Source organism: Micrococcus sp. HMSC067E09 (genome assembly GCF_001812555.1).
Classification (GTDB): Bacteria; Actinomycetota; Actinomycetes; order Actinomycetales; family Micrococcaceae; genus Micrococcus; species Micrococcus lylae.
In genome coordinates, this window is the sequence record NZ_KV809444.1 from 91,418 (window position 1) to 108,407 (window position 16,990).

14 protein-coding genes are annotated in these 16,990 nt (G+C 71.8%); 7 read left to right on the forward strand and 7 right to left on the reverse strand.

Translation table 11 applies throughout. The annotated features are described in order from the left end of the window. The 3 genes from HMPREF2863_RS11550 to HMPREF2863_RS07830 form a co-directional block, all read right to left on the reverse strand. The coding region (locus HMPREF2863_RS11550; protein WP_305791288.1) for a biotin/lipoyl-containing protein at window positions 1-147 on the reverse strand (147 nt) is incomplete at its 3' end. A gap of 99 nt (window positions 148-246) precedes the next feature. After that, on the reverse strand, window positions 247-1,626 hold the full coding sequence (gene lpdA / locus HMPREF2863_RS07825; RefSeq protein WP_067188629.1) for a dihydrolipoyl dehydrogenase: 1,380 nt from the start codon (window positions 1,624-1,626) through the stop codon (window positions 247-249). Between the two features lie 118 nt (window positions 1,627-1,744). Next, the gene (locus tag HMPREF2863_RS07830) at window positions 1,745-3,292 is read right to left on the reverse strand and encodes a leucyl aminopeptidase (RefSeq protein ID WP_070639259.1); all 1,548 of its coding nucleotides are present in this window, start codon (window positions 3,290-3,292) and stop codon (window positions 1,745-1,747) included. A gap of 263 nt (window positions 3,293-3,555) precedes the next feature. Between HMPREF2863_RS07830 and HMPREF2863_RS07835 the strand changes: the two genes are divergently transcribed. The 4 genes from HMPREF2863_RS07835 (at window position 3,556) to HMPREF2863_RS07850 (ending at window position 8,200) form a co-directional block, all read left to right on the forward strand. Further along, window positions 3,556-4,518 (forward strand): PAC2 family protein, encoded by a 963-nt coding sequence (locus HMPREF2863_RS07835; RefSeq protein WP_070639261.1) that lies wholly within the window; start codon window positions 3,556-3,558, stop codon window positions 4,516-4,518. A gap of 50 nt (window positions 4,519-4,568) precedes the next feature. After that, a complete protein-coding gene (locus HMPREF2863_RS07840) occupies window positions 4,569-5,639 on the forward strand; it encodes a DUF4192 family protein (RefSeq protein ID WP_067188624.1) in 1,071 nt (356 codons plus the stop codon). Window positions 5,640-5,766: 127 nt separating this feature from the next. Beyond that, window positions 5,767-7,491 (forward strand): RNA polymerase sigma factor, encoded by a 1,725-nt coding sequence (locus HMPREF2863_RS07845; protein ID WP_371327627.1) that lies wholly within the window; start codon window positions 5,767-5,769, stop codon window positions 7,489-7,491. A 130-nt stretch (window positions 7,492-7,621) separates the two neighbouring features. After that, entirely contained in the window at window positions 7,622-8,200 is a 579-nt protein-coding gene (locus tag HMPREF2863_RS07850; protein ID WP_067188620.1) for a GNAT family N-acetyltransferase, read from the forward strand. Window positions 8,201-8,388: 188 nt separating this feature from the next. On the opposite strand, the gene HMPREF2863_RS07855 is transcribed toward HMPREF2863_RS07850, so the two are convergent. Continuing rightward, the gene (locus HMPREF2863_RS07855) at window positions 8,389-8,610 is read right to left on the reverse strand and encodes a DUF7455 domain-containing protein (protein WP_067188618.1); all 222 of its coding nucleotides are present in this window, start codon (window positions 8,608-8,610) and stop codon (window positions 8,389-8,391) included. A gap of 213 nt (window positions 8,611-8,823) precedes the next feature. Between HMPREF2863_RS07855 and HMPREF2863_RS07860 the strand changes: the two genes are divergently transcribed. Together HMPREF2863_RS07860 and HMPREF2863_RS07865 are read left to right on the forward strand one after the other, a co-directional pair. Further along, the gene (locus HMPREF2863_RS07860; RefSeq protein WP_070639264.1) at window positions 8,824-10,929 is read left to right on the forward strand and encodes a DNA gyrase/topoisomerase IV subunit B; all 2,106 of its coding nucleotides are present in this window, start codon (window positions 8,824-8,826) and stop codon (window positions 10,927-10,929) included. Between the two features lie 51 nt (window positions 10,930-10,980). Further along, a complete protein-coding gene (locus HMPREF2863_RS07865; RefSeq protein WP_143745234.1) occupies window positions 10,981-11,388 on the forward strand; it encodes a hypothetical protein in 408 nt (135 codons plus the stop codon). 53 nt (window positions 11,389-11,441) lie between these two features. Here the strand turns inward: HMPREF2863_RS07865 and HMPREF2863_RS07870 are convergent, their stop codons facing one another. Continuing rightward, entirely contained in the window at window positions 11,442-11,807 is a 366-nt protein-coding gene (locus HMPREF2863_RS07870; RefSeq protein WP_067188612.1) for a VOC family protein, read from the reverse strand. Between the two features lie 87 nt (window positions 11,808-11,894). On the opposite strand from HMPREF2863_RS07870, the gene HMPREF2863_RS07875 reads away from it, so the two are divergent. Further along, the gene (locus HMPREF2863_RS07875) at window positions 11,895-12,923 is read left to right on the forward strand and encodes a helix-turn-helix transcriptional regulator (RefSeq protein ID WP_070639266.1); all 1,029 of its coding nucleotides are present in this window, start codon (window positions 11,895-11,897) and stop codon (window positions 12,921-12,923) included. On the opposite strand, the gene HMPREF2863_RS07880 is transcribed toward HMPREF2863_RS07875, so the two are convergent. Both HMPREF2863_RS07880 and HMPREF2863_RS07885 read right to left on the reverse strand, forming a co-directional pair. Next, on the reverse strand, window positions 12,908-13,972 hold the full coding sequence (locus HMPREF2863_RS07880; RefSeq protein ID WP_070639268.1) for an NAD-dependent epimerase/dehydratase family protein: 1,065 nt from the start codon (window positions 13,970-13,972) through the stop codon (window positions 12,908-12,910). The two genes, HMPREF2863_RS07875 and HMPREF2863_RS07880, sit on opposite strands and share 16 nt — an antisense overlap. Next, complete coding sequence (locus HMPREF2863_RS07885) at window positions 13,972-16,944, reverse strand: alpha/beta fold hydrolase (RefSeq protein ID WP_070639306.1); 2,973 nt, start codon at window positions 16,942-16,944, stop codon at window positions 13,972-13,974. The genes HMPREF2863_RS07880 and HMPREF2863_RS07885 overlap by 1 nt, the downstream gene beginning before the upstream one ends. Between the last annotated feature and the right edge of the window lie 46 nt (window positions 16,945-16,990).

Consider the following 16,990-nt stretch of genomic DNA (forward strand, 5'->3'; position numbering starts at 1 on the left):
CGGGATCTCGGTGTCGACCTTGTCGGTGGACACCTCCACGAGCGGCTCGTCGACGGCGACCTCGTCACCGACCTCCTTGAGCCAGCGGGACACGGTGCCCTCGGTCACGGATTCGCCGAGTGCGGGAAGGTTCACGGTTTCGGACATGTGGCCGATTCTCCTCACGGACGGACGACCGTCGTCGCAGTCGTCGGGTGGTCTGTCCGGCCCGCGGGGACGCGGGTCGGGATGTCTGGGTGGATGGGGTCAGCCGTGCAGCGGGTGGCCGAACAGGGCCATGGCGGCCTCGCCCAGCGACTCGTTCTGGGTCGGGTGGGCGTGGACGAAGGCCGCCACGTCCTCCGGGTAGGCCTCCCAGTTCACGATGAGCTGCGCCTCGCCGATCTGCTCGGAGATGCGCTTGCCGATGCCGTGCACGCCGACGATCGGGCCGTTCTTCTGGCGAACCATCTTGATGATGCCGCCGGTGCCGAGGATGGAGGACTTGCCGTTGCCGGCCAGGTTGTACTCGGTGATCTCGACGTTGTCCTTGCCGTACTTCTCCTCGGCCTTCGGCTGGGTGAGGCCGACGGACATGATCTCCGGCTCGGTGAAGGTGACCTTCGGGATGTTGACGTCCTCGACGACCATGGGATTGTTGCCGGCGATCTCCTCGGCGACGAAGATGCCCTGCTGGTAGCCGCGGTGGGCGAGCTGCAGGCCCGGGACGATGTCGCCGACGGCGTAGATGTTGCCGACGCCGGTGTGGAGGCGCTCGTCGGTCAGGACGAACCCGCGGTCCATCTTGATGCCCTGATCCTCGTAGCCCATGCCCTCGGTGTTCGGACCGCGGCCCACGGCGACGAGGCAGACCTCGGCGGTGAACTCCTTGCCGTCGGCGAGGGTCACCTTGACGCCGTCCTCGGTCTCCTCGACCTTGTCGAAGAAGGTGCCGAGGTTGGTCTTGATGCCCTTCTTCTTGAACTCGCGCTCGAGGACCTTGATGATGGCCGGGTCCTCGTTCGGGACGAGGTGCTCGAGGCCCTCGATGACGGTGACCTCGACGCCGAAGGAGTTCCACAGGGAGGCGAACTCGGAGCCGATGACGCCGCCGCCCAGGACGATGGCGGACTTCGGGGTGTAGTCGAGCTCCAGGGCCTCGGTGGAGGTCATGATCTTCTTGGAGATCGGCAGGCCCATGGTCTTGGAGACGGAGCCGGAGGCCAGGACGATGTTCTCGCCCTTGTAGCGGGTGCCGTCGACCTCGATCTCGTTCTCGGAGACGAGCTTGCCCTCGCCCTCGATGACCTGGATCTTGCGCATCTTCATCAGGCCAGACAGGCCCTTGTGCTTGCCGGCGACGATGCCGTCCTTGTAGTCGCGGACGGCGGACATGTCGACCGACTCGAGGGTGGCCTTGACGCCGAACTTCTCGGCGTGGCGGGTCTCATCGGCGACCTCCGCGGCGTGCAGGTACGCCTTGGTGGGGATGCAGCCCGTGTGGAGGCAGGTGCCGCCGAGCTTGGCCTTCTCGACGAGACCGACGGTCTTGCCGTACTGGACGGAACGCAGCGCGGCTGCGTAGCCGGCGGAACCACCGCCGAGGACGAGGACGTCGAATTCCTGAGCGGATGCCTTGTCGGCCACGATGGAGCTCCTTGGGTGCTGGATCGATCGCTGATTGCTGTCCGGATGCCGACCGAGCCGCGGCGACGCCCGTGGTGTCGGCGCCGCCGCAGGTCCGGTGCGGACGGTCGTGTCTACCTTACCCGGCGCGGCCCGCGATGAAACCAATCAGGGTGCGGACCATCGTGCCGGTGGCGTCCTTCGGGGTGTAGCCGTACGGGGCAGACTCGTTGAACGAGGGGCCGGCGATGTCCAGGTGTGCCCACGGGGTGGGGGACTCGGCGCGCTCGGACTCGTCGCGGGAGGCGTCCACGAAGTCACGCAGGAACGCGGCGGCGGACATCATGCCGCCGAAGCGGTCACCCACGTTGGAGATGTCTGCCACGCGGGAGTCCAGCGAGGCGCGCAGGTTCTCCGGGATCGGCATGGCCCAGGCGGTCTCGCCCACGCGGTCGGCGGTGGCGACGAGCTCGTCACGGATCTCGTCGTCGCCCATGATGCCGGTGGTGCGGGTGCCCAGCGCGATCATCTGGGCGCCGGTGAGGGTCGCGATGTCCATGACGACATCCGGGGTCTCCTCGGTGGCGGCGACGATGGCGTCGGCCATGACCAGGCGGCCCTCGGCGTCGGTGTTCATGACCTCGACGGTCTTGCCGCCGTACATGGTCAGGACGTCGGACGGGCGGATCGCGGTGTCCGAGGGCATGTTCTCGGCGAGGGCGAGCCAGCCGGTGACCTTGACCTTCAGGCCGAGGCGGGCGGCGGCGCGCACGACGGCGAACACGGAGGCCGCGCCGCCCATGTCCGACTTCATGGTGGTCATGGACGTCGCCGGCTTCAGGGAGATGCCCCCGGTGTCGAAGGTGATGCCCTTGCCCACGATGGCGACGTGGGCCGCGGCGTCAGCAGGGGCGTGCTCGATGCGCACGAGGCGCGGCAGGCGCGAGGATCCCTGGCCTACGCCCATGATGCCGCCGAAGCCCTCGGCAAGCAGCTGCTTGTCGTCCCAGACCTTGACGGAGACGCCCGAGCCGGCGAGGTCCTCCTCCACGGTCTTCGCGAAGGTCTCCGGGTAGAGGTGCGACGGCGGGGTGTTGATGAGGTCGCGGGTGGCGCACACGGCGTCGGCGATGTGCCCGGCGCGCTCGAGGACGGCCTCGGCGTCGGCGGCCTCGGTCACGAAGGACAGGGCGGAGACCGGGGCGGAGCGGCGGGCGGCCTCGGTGTCCTTGGTGGACTTGTGGGCGGTGAAGGCGTAGGAGCCCATGCCGGCGCCCTCGGCGACGGCGGCGAGACGCTCGGCCGTGTCGGCCGGCAGGCCCACGGCGACCTTCTCGGTGCCGGCGAGGGCGCGGACCGCGGCGCCGGCGGCGCGGCGCAGGGCCTCCTCGGTCGGCTCGGCGTCCTCCACCGAGCCGACGCCGGTGAGCACGACCAGCTCGACGGGGCAGCCCTCCACGCCCGGCACGCGGACGACCTCGTCCGCCTTGCCCGAGACGCCCAGCGGCTCCAGCAGGGACTGGAGTCTCTCCGCCGCGTCGGCCGGCAGGGGGTTGGCCAGCAGCTCGGCGCCGTCGGCGCCGGTGCCCACGCCGATCACGAGGGCAGCGGCGTCGGTGCCCTCGAGCGTGCAGGTGGTCAGGGTCGGACGATCGGTGGTGATCACGTCGTCGGTCCTCGTTTCCATGTCGATGGTTCTGGTCGCGAGCGCGCTGTGCCGCGCACGGGCGGGCCCCGCGGCATGATGCGCGTCACGCCCGATCCTATCGTCGCCTGTTGCGAGCCGTTCGCGGCGGGCGATCGGAGCGGCGCGGCATCGGCGGACGACCCGCATCGTGCGGGGAATGGACCGGCATGCGGCATCGTTGTGGATCGAGGCGGGGCCGACGGCGAGCCGTCTGCGCCGAGATCGAGGAACCGGACCAGGAAGGACCAGGTGAGGCCGCGGCCATGCAGACTCCCGAGACGCTCATGACCCTGCACCCCGGCGTGGAGGTGCCCGAGGGGCTCGACCTTCTGGTCGCCCTCTCCGGGCACATGGACGCCGGACGCGTGGCCCGCCAGCTGCGCGAGGCCGTCCGCGACCGGCTGGAGACCACCCCGGTGGCGGACGTCGACCTGGACGCCGTCTACGACTACCGCGCCCGCCGTCCGCACGTGCGCTTCGAGCGGGACCGCTATCTGGACCTGCAGGTGCCGCGCATCGGCGTGGATCTCGTGAAGGACCTGCTGGGCCATCCGTTCCTCATGCTCTCCGGGCCGGAGCCGGATTTCCGATGGCACGGCTTCGCCGCAGAGGTCCTGGAGCTGGCCGACCGCTGGAGGGTCAACTCGTTCGTCCTCGTCGACTCCGTGCCGATGCCCGTGCCGCACACGCGCCGGGTCGGCGTGACCGCCCATGGCACGCGCACCGACGTCCTGGCGGGCTTGAGCACCTGGTCCGCCGAGGCCGAGATGATGGCCGGGATGCTCCAGCTGCTGGAGACGGCCGCCGAGGAGAAGGGCATCCCGACGGCCGGCTACTCGCTGCACGTGCCGCACTACATCGCCGAGGCGAAGTTCCCCCAGGCGGCGGTCGCGGCCTTCGAGTACGCCGGCGCCGCCATGGGGCTGATGCTCCCCACCGACGAGCTGCGGGACAAGGCACGGGACGTCGAGGCCGAGCTCGAACGGCAGACCGCAGGCTCCGAGGAGATCCAGGCCATGGTGTCCGGTCTTGAACGCACCTTCGACCAGAACGTCGCGGAGCAGGGGCGGTCCCTGCTCGAGACCTCCGAGGGACTCCCCGACGGCGACGAACTCGCCTCGGCCGTGGAGGCGTACCTGCTCGGACGGGAGGGTGGCCCGTCCGCACGCCCCTCCTCTCCTGCACAGGACGACGAGGGCCCGGACCCGTCCACAGACACGCCGTGACGCAAGGGGTCGCGCTGGTCTGAAACGGCACGGCGGTCCAGCGTGACGGCATGGACACCACACAGCACACCGCCACCGTCCCGCACGCCTCGGCCCGCGACGTCGACGACCTGCTCGGCTACATCGGGCACGTCCTGGGCCGACTGCCCCGCTCCAGCCTCTGCTTCATCACCCTCCGGGGGAAGACCATGCGCGCCGTGGCGCGGGTCGACGTCCCCGTCCCCGCCCCGTCGGCAGAGGGGACGCGGCGACGCTGGGCCGAGGCCGTCGCCCGCGCCGTCCGCTCGGACCGCGACGCCGACGGCTGCCTGCTCGTCGTCCATGAGCCCGGCCTGGACGAGTCCGTGCACCGGCCGCTGGCGCCGGTCCTGCGAGCAGTCCTCCAGCGGGCCGGAGTCCCCGTCGTGGCCGCATGGTGCGTGGAGGACGGGGCCGCCGTCGCCTGGACCGGAGAGGGTGAGGACATCGACGTCGGCCAGGACGACGAGCCGCGCCCGATCGGTTCCCCCGAGCTGAGCGCCGTCTCCCTGTCCCTGATGGCGGCGGAGGGGTCGATCTGGAACTCCGGGCCCGGACGCGCAGATGTGCCCACCCCGGCGGCACAGCACGCCCCCTGGCCGCTGCCGGCGGACGACGACGAGGCCTCGATCACCGCCTGGCTCGGACTCTGGGCGCGGATCCTGGCCGGGCGGTCGCGCATCGGCGTGCTGAACCGCAGGCAGGCTGCGGCCCCGCTGGCGCTGCCCCTGTGGCGGGACCGCCTGCTGGGGATGGCCGCCGTCGGGCATGACCACGACGCGGGGCCCGACGCCTGTCCCGTCGACCTCTTCTTCGCCGACTCGGACGAGGCGCCGCGCTGGGACCTGCTCGACCGTCTCCACGACGAGCTGCGGGCCGCCGTCCCGGACCTGCCCGTCGAGCAGGCGGCCAATGCGCTCGCCGTGGTCGGATGGATCGCCTGGGCCCGAGGGCAGGGGTCACGGGCCGGCGCGCACCTCGAGGAGGCATGGCGCCTGCGGCCAGGCCACGGCCTGACCTCCCTGCTCCTCCGTCTGGTCGAGGGCGGGCGCATCGCCGGTTGGGCGTCGAACCCGCGGACCGCCTGGCGACCCGCCGGGTGAGGGCCCGGCCGAGCGCGGGTCTGCGTGGCATAATCGGGCCTCACGGCAGGCCGCGGAGCATTTCCGTCCCGAGCGGGAATAGACCGTCAGCAGGCCGTGTTGTGCGCACCGAAGACCCTGGAGTCCGATGCGGTCGCCGGACACGCCGCGGCGCGGTGTGGCCTTCAGGCCTGGACTTGACAGGGTCACGCGCATGTCGGCTCCCTGCGGTCCTCCACCGGGCCGGAGAGGCGACGGTGCGCGCCACTGCAGACACCCGCGGAACGGCCGCGGACCAACCGAAAGGCCACGTGTGACCCCGACGTCGACCACCAGCGGCAAGCAGGACGGTCCGGAGACCACCTCGACCCCCGCCGCGAAGAAGACCACCGCTCGCAAGACCACCGCGGCCAAGAAGTCCGGCACGACGGGCTCGACGACGACCGCTGCGAAGAAGCCTGCGGCGAAGAAGGCCACGGGCACCGGCTCTGCCTCGACCGCGAAGTCCTCGACGGCGAAGAAGACCACCGCCGCGGCGAAGAAGACGACGTCGACCGCGACCAAGAAGGCCTCCACCGCCAAGACCCCCGCGGCGAAGAAGACCACGGGCACCGGCTCTGCCTCGACCGCGAAGTCCTCGACGGCGAAGAAGACCACCGCCGCCGCGAAGAAGACCACCGGCACGGCGGCCGAGAAGGCTCCGGCCGCGAAGACCGCAGCCCGCAGGCCTGCAACGAAGAAGGCCTCGGCCAAGGCCGCCGCGGAGCTCGAGGACCTCCAGCCGACCGCGCCCGACGCCGTCGAGGAGACCGAGGTCGAAGAGCCCCAGTCCGACGAGTCGGCGGCCAAGGAGCAGGCCGGCGTCAAGGGCGACAAGAAGGGTGAGGACGCCGGTTCCTCCGGCGGCTTCGTGGTGGACAACTCGGAGGACGACGCACCGGTCCAGCAGGTCGTCGTCGCCGGTGCGACCGCTGACCCGGTGAAGGACTACCTGAAGCAGATCGGCAAGGTCGCCCTCCTCAACGCGGAGCAGGAGGTGGACCTCGCGATGCGCATCGAGGCCGGCCTCTACGCCGAGCACAAGATGAAGGAGAACCCGGTCGAGGACTACCGCGAGCGTCGCGACATGCAGCTGATCATCGCGGACGGCCGCCGGGCGAAGAACCACCTGCTCGAGGCGAACCTTCGTCTCGTGGTCTCCCTGGCCAAGCGCTACACCGGCCGCGGCATGCTCTTCCTGGACCTCATCCAGGAGGGCAACCTCGGTCTGATCCGTGCCGTCGAGAAGTTCGACTACACCAAGGGCTTCAAGTTCTCGACCTACGCGACCTGGTGGATCCGTCAGGCCATCACCCGCGCGATGGCGGACCAGGCGCGCACCATCCGCATCCCGGTGCACATGGTGGAGGTCATCAACAAGCTCGCCCGCGTGCAGCGCCAGATGCTCCAGGACCTGGGCCGCGAGCCCACCCCGGAGGAGCTGGCCAAGGAGCTCGACATGACCCCGGAGAAGGTCGTCGAGGTCCAGAAGTACGGCCGCGAGCCGATCTCCCTGCACACTCCGCTCGGTGAGGACGGCGACTCCGAGTTCGGCGACCTCATTGAGGACTCCGAGGCGGTCGTCCCGTCGGATGCCGTGTCCTTCACCCTGCTTCAGGAGCAGCTGCACTCCGTGCTGGACACGCTCTCCGAGCGCGAGGCCGGCGTCGTCGCCATGCGCTTCGGCCTCACCGACGGCCAGCCGAAGACCCTGGACGAGATAGGAAAGGTCTACGGCGTGACGCGGGAGCGCATCCGGCAGATCGAGTCGAAGACCATGTCGAAGCTGCGCCACCCCTCGCGTTCCCAGGTCCTCCGCGACTACCTCGACTGACCCCGCGGCCCCACGACGCCCCTGCCGGCCCCGCCGAGCGGGGCGTCGTCGCAGGCACCCACGCCGCGTCGTCGCAGGCCCCCACCGTTGCCCGCCGCGACCGGCGAGCCCGTCTTCGAGAGGACGCCCGATGTCGGACATCCCCGTTTCCGGCCGACGGCCGGAGGTCACCCTGCCCGAGACCGTCCATCCGGACGCGCCGCTCTCGCTGCGTCTGCTGGACGAGGCGGACTGGGAGTCCTACCGCGAGCTGCGCCTGGAGATGCTCGCGGACGCCCCGGACTACTTCTGGGCAACCCTGGACGACGTCGCCGACTACACGGAGGCCACCTGGCGTGAACGGGTGTCCGGACCGCACACCCACCTCCAGGCACTGGCGGACGGTGTTCCGGTGGGCGCGCTGAGCATCGACTGGGTCGGCTACACCGAGGACATGCTCCTGGACGAGGACACGGTGAACATCGTGTCCGTCTACGTGCGCCCCGGTCACCGCGGCCGCGGCGTCGTCGAGGCGCTGTTCGCGGGGGCGGACGAGGTGATGCGGCAGGCAGGGCGGAGCCGCCAGCTGCTCGAGACGCCGGAGGACAACATCGCGGGGCGTCGCGCCTACGAGCGGCTCGGATTCACGGAGACCGGTCACCGCTCCGCGGACCCCCGCCGGCCCCAGCTCGCGGAAGTCGAATACGGACGCCTGGTCCCGGCCCGCTGACGTGGGCTGGGTGGTGGGCCTGTGAACCTCGTCCTTCGCCCGCGCAACGGGCCCGCCAGAGCGTGAGCGACGGCGGGCAGGAGGTCGAACCTCGTCGGCCGGGGACGCGGGCGAACCTCGTCGACCGGGAACGAACTGAGGGCCGGGACCCCGCACTGGAGTCCCGGCCCTCGTCTGCGTCCGGCAGGTCAGTCCTCCGGGGTGGGACGCACGGTGAGCTCGTGGGTCTGGTCCTGCCACACCGAGGTCTGCGGACGCAGGACGTCCTCGACGGCCCGGGCGTGGTGGCCGCAGAAGAGCAGCTCGCCGCCGGCGGTGAGGACGGCGCGCACGTAGGCCTGCGCACCGCAACGGTCGCAGCGGTCGGTGGCGTTCAGCGAGGCCGGTTCGGCCACAGCGGTCGTGGACATGGCGTCCTCCTTCGGTCTTCGGTGTCCGGCAGCGGGCGACGGGTCCGTCTCGACGGTCCCGCGGGCGTGCCCGCTCCATCCATCAGAACCACCACTATGGCAGGTCTGTTCCCTCCCGTGGTGTCGCGGCCGCGGTGTTTCGCCGCCCGCGTAGCGGGCTGCCGACGTACCCTGGAAGACGCCCTCGATCCGCAGGAAAGGCAAGATCCCGCCGTGAGCCGCTCAACCGAGTACAACGCCCGCCACCTCTCCGTGTTGGAGGGGCTCGAGGCCGTGCGCAAGCGCCCCGGCATGTACATCGGCTCCACCGACTCCCGCGGCCTGATGCACTGCCTGTGGGAGATCATCGACAACTCGGTGGACGAAGCCCTGGCCGGCTACGGCTCCTCGATCGAGATCACGCTGCACCCGGACGGTTCTGTGGAGGTCGAGGATTCCGGCCGCGGCATCCCCGTGGACGTCGAGCCCCGCACCGGCCTGTCCGGCGTGGAGGTCGTCTTCACCAAGCTGCACGCCGGCGGCAAGTTCGGCGGCGGCTCCTACGCGGCCTCCGGCGGCCTGCACGGCGTGGGCGCCTCGGTGGTGAACGCGCTGTCCTCCCGCCTGGACGTCCACGTCTCGCGCGGCGGCAAGGTGCATCGCATGTCCTTTCGCCGCGGAGTGCCGGGCACCTTCCAGGACGGCTCCCGCCCGAGCCCGGAGGCGCCGTTCGCCGAGAGCACCGAGGTCACCCCGCTCGAGGTCGTCGGCAGGGCCAAGCGCGGTGTCACCGGCACCCGGGTCCGCTACTGGGCGGACGAACAGGTGTTCACTCCGGACGCCCGCTTCTCCGTGGAGGAGCTGCAGGCCCGCGCCCGCCAGACCGCCTACCTGATCCCGGGCCTGCGCATCACGGTGCGGGACCTGCGCCGGCTCAAGGGCACGCCGGGGGAACAGGGCCCGCATGAGGAGGTCTTCCAGTACGACGGCGGCATCGCCGAGTTCGCCGAGCACCTCACCCCGGCCTCGCCCGTCACAGATGTGTGGCGCCTGCAGGGCTCCGGCACGTTCTCCGAGCGCGTCCCCGTGCTGGGCGCGGACGGCCGCACCCAGATGAAGGACGTGGATCGCACCTGCGAGGTGGACGTGGCCCTGCGCTGGGACGTGGGCTACGAGACCACGTTCCGCTCCTTCGTGAACATCATCGCCACCCCCAAGGGCGGCACCCACCAGTCCGGCTTCGAGGCAGCGCTGCTGAAGACCTTCCGCGACCAGGTCGCCGCGAACGCCCGCAAGCTCAAGGCCGGCACCGACAAGCTGGAGAAGGACGACGTCCTCGCCGGACTCACCGCGGTGCTCACCGTGCGCCTGGCCGAGCCGCAGTTCGAGGGCCAGACGAAGGAGGTGCTCGGCACCCCGGCCGTGCGCCGCATCGTCAACAACGTGGTCTCCAAGGAGCTCGCAGCCCTGCTGAAGTCCGGCGCCCGAACCCAGAGGCAGCAGTCCGCCGCGGTGCTGGAGAAAGTCGTGGCGGAGATGAAGTCCCGCATCGCGGCCCGCACCCACAAGGAGAACCAGCGCCGCAAGAACGCGCTCGAGTCCTCCTCCATGCCGTCGAAGCTGGCCGACTGCCGCACCAACGACGTCACCTCCTCCGAGCTGTTCATCGTGGAGGGCGACTCGGCGCTGGGCACCGCGAAGCTGGCCCGCTCCTCGGACTTCCAGGCGCTGCTGCCGATCCGCGGCAAGATCCTCAACGTCCAGAAGGCCTCGGTGGGGGACATGCTCTCCAACGCCGAATGCTCCGCGCTGATCCAGGTGGTCGGCGGCGGTGCCGGCCGCTCCTTCGACCTGGACGCCGCCCGCTACGGCAAGGTCATCCTCATGACCGATGCGGACGTGGACGGCGCCCACATCCGCACCCTGCTGCTCACCCTGTTCTTCCGCTACATGCGGCCGCTGGTGGAGGCAGGCCGCGTCTACGCCGCCGTCCCGCCGCTGCATCGCGTGGAGGTCGTGGCCCGCGGCAAGAAGGAGCGCGAGGTCGTGTACACGTACTCCGAGAAGGAGCTGGCGCAGCTGCTGACCCGCCTCGAGTCGGAGGGCCGCAGCTACAAGGAGCCGATCCAGCGCTACAAGGGCCTGGGCGAGATGGACGCGGACCAGCTGGCGGAGACCACCATGGACCCGCGCCACCGCATGCTGCGCCGCGTGCGCATCAGCGAGTTCGAGGCCGCAGAGAAGGTCTTCGACCTGCTCATGGGCTCCTCCGTGGCACCCCGCAAGGAGTTCATCGTCTCCAACGCGGACGAGCTGGACGCCGAGCGCATCGATGCCTGAGGACGCGGTGCGGTGGACCCGGCGGCCGGTGGGGCCCCTAGGGTGGGGGACATGAGCTTCGCCGCCGTGACAGAGCCTTCCGTGCTCAGACGATTGACGGTCGCCTCCGTGTGCGTCGGCGTCGCGTTGACGAGCGCCGGCCTCCGCGCGCTGGTGGGGGACTGGCCCGCCCTGGCGGGCATGGTGGTGGCGATGGTCGTCGCCGTCGTGGCCCTGCTCCCCGTGCAGCGGCGGTTCAGCGAGCTCCGGGCGGCCGGCGGTTCGGCGTCCCAGGACACGGTGCCCGCCGCGGCCGCGCTCGCCCTGGCGTTCGGGGCGGCCATCGGACCGGCTCTGATCGCGGGACTGCCGGGCGGGACGTTACAGGTCGCGGCGGCCGTGGCGCTGGGCACCGTCGTCGGCGTCCTCTTCCACCGGAGCTACCGTGCAGTGCTGCTCGACTCGCCCGCCGACCGGTGAGGCCGGGCGCCGCCCCGTGACGGGAACGCGGCGCATCAGCCTCCGGCCGCCGGTCAGTCGACGGGGCTGACCCGGATGAGGTTGCCGTCGGGGTCGGCGATCACGAAGGTGCGGCCGAACACCTCGTCGTAGGGCCCTTCGACCACCCGCACGCCCTTGGCGGCCCACCGCCGGTACACCTCGTCGACGGCCGACGCCGGGCCGGGGACCATGAGTCCGACCTCGCTCGTCCGAGGCGTGCCGGCGACCGCGTTCTCGCTGCGGCCGGTCCAGATGGCGAACAGCACTCCCGGGGCCACCTCGAAGGCGACATAGCGGGGGCTGGTGAAGGTCGGTTCGATCTCGAACAGGTCGCTGTAGAAGGCGGTGGACCGCTCGGCGTCGCTCACGTAGTTCAGGAACAGGTTGGGTGCCGTCATGGTGGCTCCTCGGATCGGTGGTTCAGGAGCCACCATTCGAGCAGGGAAACATGACATCTGCTGTCATGCTTCTGGCAGGATCGGCCTATGAGGTCCTCCCGGCTGCTGTCGATCCTGTTGCTCCTGCAGACACATGAGCGGATGACGAGCGCCGAACTGGCCCGTCGCCTCGAGGTGTCCTCGCGCACCATCCTCCGGGACGTTGTGGCACTGTCGGCCGCGGGTGTGCCCATCCACACGGAACAGGGCCGCGGCGGAGCGATCGTGCTGGACCGCCGGGCACGGCTGGACGTGGCACGCCTCGATCCGGGCGAACTGCAGGTGCTGACCGCGGCCGGCCCGGATGCCGAGCTGCTGAACCAGATCGGACTCAAGGCGCACCAGGTGAGTGCCCAGGAGAAACTGACGGCCGTGGCCCTCCGGGGACGGGCCCCCGAGACGACACCGCTGTCCGAGGTCCTGCTCATCGACCCCACCGGGTGGTTCACCGTGGGGCAGGAGCAAGACCTGAGCGATCTTCTCACCGCCGCGCGCCGGCGACGACGCATCCGCCTGCGTTACCGCCGCAGCGGTCAGGCCGACGGGACCTGGCTCACCGCGGATCCGTACGGCCTCGCGAACAAGGCTGGCGCGTGGTACCTCGTGGCCGACGTCGGCGGCGCGCCCCGCATGTTCCATGCCGGCCGCATCGACCGGTACGAGGCCCTCACGGACGACGCGGTGCTGCGCCCCGGCAGCGATCTGCGATCGGTCTGGCACGAGCTGGTCACCGGACTCTCACCGACCCCCGGCGTCGAGGTGCAGGCGATGCTGCGCTCGACCCGTCTGGACCTGGCGCGGCGGATCCTCGGAACCCGGCTGGTCGCCGCGGGTGTCCCGGAGGAAGGCTGGACCCCGATCACCGTCCACTATTCGGATGTGGAATCGGTGCGTCAGCTGCTCCAGTTCGGCGACCACATCCGCCTCCTCAGTCCTCCCGGGGCGATCGAGCGCTTCCGTGAGATCGCCGCGCAGATCGTGCAGGCACACGCCGGCGGCGTGACCGACCCGCGGCCCAGCGCCGGCGGTAGGACGCGGCCGGGACGGCCCGGCGCGGAGGGTCAGCGCTCGGCGTAGTGCTCGGCGACGCGTTCGAGGCCCTCGTCGATGCTCACCCGGGGACGCCAGTCCAGGACCTCGCGGGTCCGGCGCTGGTCGAACCAGTGGGAGGTGGACAGCTGCTCGGCGAGGAACTCGGTGAGCGGCGGTTCGCCGTCGGCGGTGGCACGGCGCATGCCGAAGAGGTTCCGCTCCCACGCGCGCTCGACGAGGGCGCCGGCGCGGCGGGCCACGCCCGCGGGCAGGCGCAGGCGGGGCGGGGCGGCACCGCCGGCCATGGCGATGCGGGTGATGAGCTCGCCCACCGGGCGCGGCTCGCCGTTGGTGACCACAAGGGACTCGCCGTGCGTGTGGTCCGCGGCGGTCACGGCGGCCAGGACGGCCTCGACGGCGTTCCAGGTGTAGAGGGTGTCGACGAGGGCGGCGCCGGAGCCGAGCACCGGCATGCGGCCGGCGCGGGCCCGCTGCACGATGCGGTCGGTCAGCTGCATGTCTCCGGGACCCCACATCAGGTGCGGGCGCAGGGCGAGCACGTGGAAGGACGGCGAGTCGGCGGACAGCGCGATCAGCTCGCCGGCGGCCTTGGTGCGGGCATAGGGCCCCCGCGCGGCGGCCGGGTCGGCCGGGCCGGCCCCCTCACCGACGATCGAGTTGCCGGCATGCGCCACGGACGGGGAGGAGATGTGCACCATGCGGCTGACGCCGGCGTCCCTGGCGGCCTCCACCACGTACTGGGTGCCGGCGACGTTGACGAGCTCGAACTCCTCCTCGCGGCCGGACACCGAGACCTTGGCGGCCACGTGCACGACCGTGTCCACGCCGTCCATGGCGCGGGCGACCGCCTCGGGATCCGCCACGGAGCCGCGGACGTCCTCGGCGCCCTCGACGCCGGAGGGGCGGCGCTGGAGGGTGACGACCTCGGAGCCGGAGGCGAGCAGCGCCCGCGCCACGCCCTGGCCCAGGATGCCGGAGGCGCCGGTGACGAGGACGCGGTGCGCCTCGGGCTGCTCGAAGACCTGAGGAGTGCCCAGCGCGTCGAGCTCGACCTCGAATCCCATGCGTGACATCAGGGACGGCCCACCTTTCCGCCGGCCAGCACGTGCTCGGCCCACCGGGCCATGCGGGCACGGTCGATCTTGGAGTTGTGTCGGATGTCCGTGGGGATGGCCTCCGTGACGAGGACGGCGGAGACGGCCAACGGCGCCACGGCCGCACGGACCTGGGTCGCCAGCTCGGCGGGGGCCAGACCCGGCTTCGGGCGGCCGTCCCGCAGGTGACCGGCACGCTTCTCCGGACGGGTCGCAGGCTTCGCCGCCTCCACGCAGACCACCAGCGCCTGGGTGCCGGCGGGGCCCACGCCGACGACCGCGCAGCGGTCGACCGGGCCGAGGGCGTCGATGGCGGCCTCCGGGCCCACCGGGGCGACCGGGCCGTGAGGGGTGGACACGACGTGCTGCAGTCGGCCCTCGATCCAGAGGCGCCCCTCGGCGTCGACGTGGCCGACGTCGTTGGTGCGGTGCCACACGCGCCCGCCGCCGCCGAACAGGCTGTCCCGCTTGGACTGCTGGTCCGTGTACCAGAGGGCGTCGTAGCGCTCCTTCAGATGCGGCGCCGAGACGACGACCTCGCCCAGCACGCCCCAGCCGGACTCGCGGTCCAGGATGACCTCCTCCGCGGAGCCGTCCTCCAGCAGCGGGGCGATCGCGACCTCCACGGTCTCGATGGGGGTGCCGACGCACACGCCGGCGTCCTTGGCGTGCACGAGCTCCTGGACGGTGTCCGCGTCGATGTCCGTGAGCAGCAGGCCCTCGGTCATGCCGTAGGGGGAGTGGACCCGCGCGTTCGGCACGAGCGCGGTCACCTGGCGCATCAGGGACGGCGGGACGGGGGCCCCGGCGGAGAGGACCAGACGGATCCGGTCGAGGACGGCGTGCCCGGCCTCGTCCAGCTCGTCGGCCGTGGCCACGACGTTGCGCAGTGCGGCGGGGGAGGCGAACAGCACGGTGGACTGGCCTGCCTCTGCGGCTTCGGCGAGGCCGCGGGCCGTCAGCGTGGCCGGCTTGGTGACGTCCATGTCCGGGGACACGGAGGTGGCGCCCAGGGCAGGGCCCAGCAGCGCGAACGGCGCGAACCCGGCGAGCAGGGACGAGCCCGGCTCGATGCCGAGCGTGCGGCGGATGCGCCGCACCAGGTGGCCCAGGCGGCCGTGGGTGTAGACGACGCCCTTGGCCGGACCGGTGGAGCCGGAGGTGAACAGGACGGCGGCCTCTTGGTGCTCCTCGGGGACCGGCAGGATCTGGCCCTGCTCGTCCACCGGGCCGACGCGGTGCGGGTCGCGGTGGCGCTCCACCATGGCGTAGAGGCTGTCCTCCACGTTCAGCAGGGAGCGCTGGGCGGCCCCCAGCGTGGCCACGGAGAAGCGGGTGCCCGGCCAGGACTGCGCCCGGGCGAGGGTGAGGCCGGGGGTCTGACCGATGATCCACTTCGGGCGGGCGGACTTCATGGCCCGGGTCATGCCCTTGATGCCCAGGCCCTGGTCCGCGACGACGGCCACGGCGCCCAGGCGCAGCACGGCGTAGAGGGCGGCGGTGAGGTCCCGGCCCGGCGGCACGAGCATGGAGACGCGGTCCCCCGGACGGACCCCCGCGGCCCACAGGCCGGTGGCGATCGCCGAGACCATCTCCTGCAGCTCGCCCCAGCTCACGGCCACGGGGCGGCGCTTCCGGCGCACGATCGCTCGGGAGCTGGCGGCGCCGGTCATGTCCACCAGGGCGGTGGCGTCGCGGTTGTAGGCCTCCGGGGCGCCCCATTCCTCCAGCTGGTCCCACAGGCGACGGCGTCCGGAGGACGGGGAGGTGGGCTGCACCGGGGCGGCGGCGACGTCCTGGCCGGAGGGTGCGGTGCCGTCGTCGTCCTCCTCACCGGCTGAGACGTGGGACTCGAGGTCCTCCAGGTGCAGGGACGTGGTGGACGGGTGCGCCTCGTAGCGCAGCTCGGGCTCCGGCAGGGACACGGGCAGGCCCGATCCCGGGGAGGAGAGCATGCCGGTGTCCAGCAGCTCCAGCCACGTGAGGACGGGTCCGGTCAGGTCCCGGTCCTCGATGAGCAGGTGGCCGGCCTCCTCGTAGCGGTGCACACGGGCGGCCGGAAGGCGGTCGCGCAGGTCGTCGAGGTAGCGGTCGAGGAAGACCGGGTCGTCTGCGCCCCACAGGATCAGGGCGGGAACGTCGGCGGCGCCCAGGGCGGACACGCCTGCGGAGACCTCCCGCAGCGCGGGGTGGGAGCCGTGCTCGGCGGTGGCGGGGATGTCCGCCACGAAGCCGCCCACACCGCCGCGGCGGTCCGCAGAGGTGTACGGCAGGTGATAGGCGGCGCGCACCGCGCGGGACAGCTGCGGGCTGGCCAGGGACGTGGTGACGGAGACGAACGCGTCCGTGGCCACGGTCGAGTTGGCCAGCAGGGGGCCGGCGAGGGCGGCCTGCAGCGGCACCGGGATGGGGGCGCCCTCCGGCTGGTGGACGGCGGTGTTCAGCGTCATCACACCGGACAGCAGCTCGGCGTGGCGGCCGGCCCAGCCCAGGGAGACGACGCCGCCCCAGTCGTGGCCGATCGTCACGAGGCGGTGGCCGGCGGCCACGAGGCCGGGCAGCTCCAGGGCGTCGGTGATCGCGGTGAGGTCGTCCAGGCGGGCGGCGAGGCCGCGGTAGTCCGAGTCGGCGGTGCCCATCGTCTCCGGGCGGGGCATCTGCGCGTGGGGAAGGCGCTCGGAGAAGCCCATGTCCAGCTGGTCCGGGGCGATCACGCGCCAGGCGGTGCCGCCGGCACGGGCCTGGTCCACGGTGGCGCGCATGAGCGAGCGCCACAGGTAGGACCAGGTCGGGTTGCCGTGGACGGCGAGGATGGTGCCGTGCACCTCCACGCCCATCGCGGCCAGGGCCGGGCCGGTGTCCGCGATGTGGAAGGTCCGGACGGTGCCGGCCGGGTCCGCGGGGGACTGGACCGTGAGCAGGCGGGACCACTGCGGGTCCCACCCGGGCATCCTGTCGATCGGGGGGATGGTCGCTGCGGCTGCGGGGATGCTCACG

Bases quoted from the DNA above. Each gene is read 5' to 3' on its own strand.
- HMPREF2863_RS07850 (WP_067188620.1), top strand. From the start codon at position 7,622: ATGTCGGACATCCCCGTTTCCGGCCGACGGCCGGAGGTCACCCTGCCC.
- HMPREF2863_RS07835 (WP_070639261.1), top strand. From the start codon at position 3,556: ATGCAGACTCCCGAGACGCTCATGACCCTGCACCCCGGCGTGGAGGTG.
- HMPREF2863_RS07875 (WP_070639266.1), top strand. From the start codon at position 11,895: ATGAGGTCCTCCCGGCTGCTGTCGATCCTGTTGCTCCTGCAGACACAT.
- HMPREF2863_RS07840 (WP_067188624.1), top strand. From the start codon at position 4,569: ATGGACACCACACAGCACACCGCCACCGTCCCGCACGCCTCGGCCCGC.
- HMPREF2863_RS07880 (WP_070639268.1), bottom strand. From the start codon at position 13,972: ATGTCACGCATGGGATTCGAGGTCGAGCTCGACGCGCTGGGCACTCCT.
- HMPREF2863_RS07845 (WP_371327627.1), top strand. From the start codon at position 5,767: ATGCGGTCGCCGGACACGCCGCGGCGCGGTGTGGCCTTCAGGCCTGGA.
- HMPREF2863_RS07885 (WP_070639306.1), bottom strand. From the start codon at position 16,944: ATGCCCGGGTGGGACCCGCAGTGGTCCCGCCTGCTCACGGTCCAGTCC.
- HMPREF2863_RS07870 (WP_067188612.1), bottom strand. From the start codon at position 11,807: ATGACGGCACCCAACCTGTTCCTGAACTACGTGAGCGACGCCGAGCGG.
- HMPREF2863_RS07855 (WP_067188618.1), bottom strand. From the start codon at position 8,610: ATGTCCACGACCGCTGTGGCCGAACCGGCCTCGCTGAACGCCACCGAC.
- HMPREF2863_RS07830 (WP_070639259.1), bottom strand. From the start codon at position 3,292: ATGGAAACGAGGACCGACGACGTGATCACCACCGATCGTCCGACCCTG.
- HMPREF2863_RS07865 (WP_143745234.1), top strand. From the start codon at position 10,981: ATGAGCTTCGCCGCCGTGACAGAGCCTTCCGTGCTCAGACGATTGACG.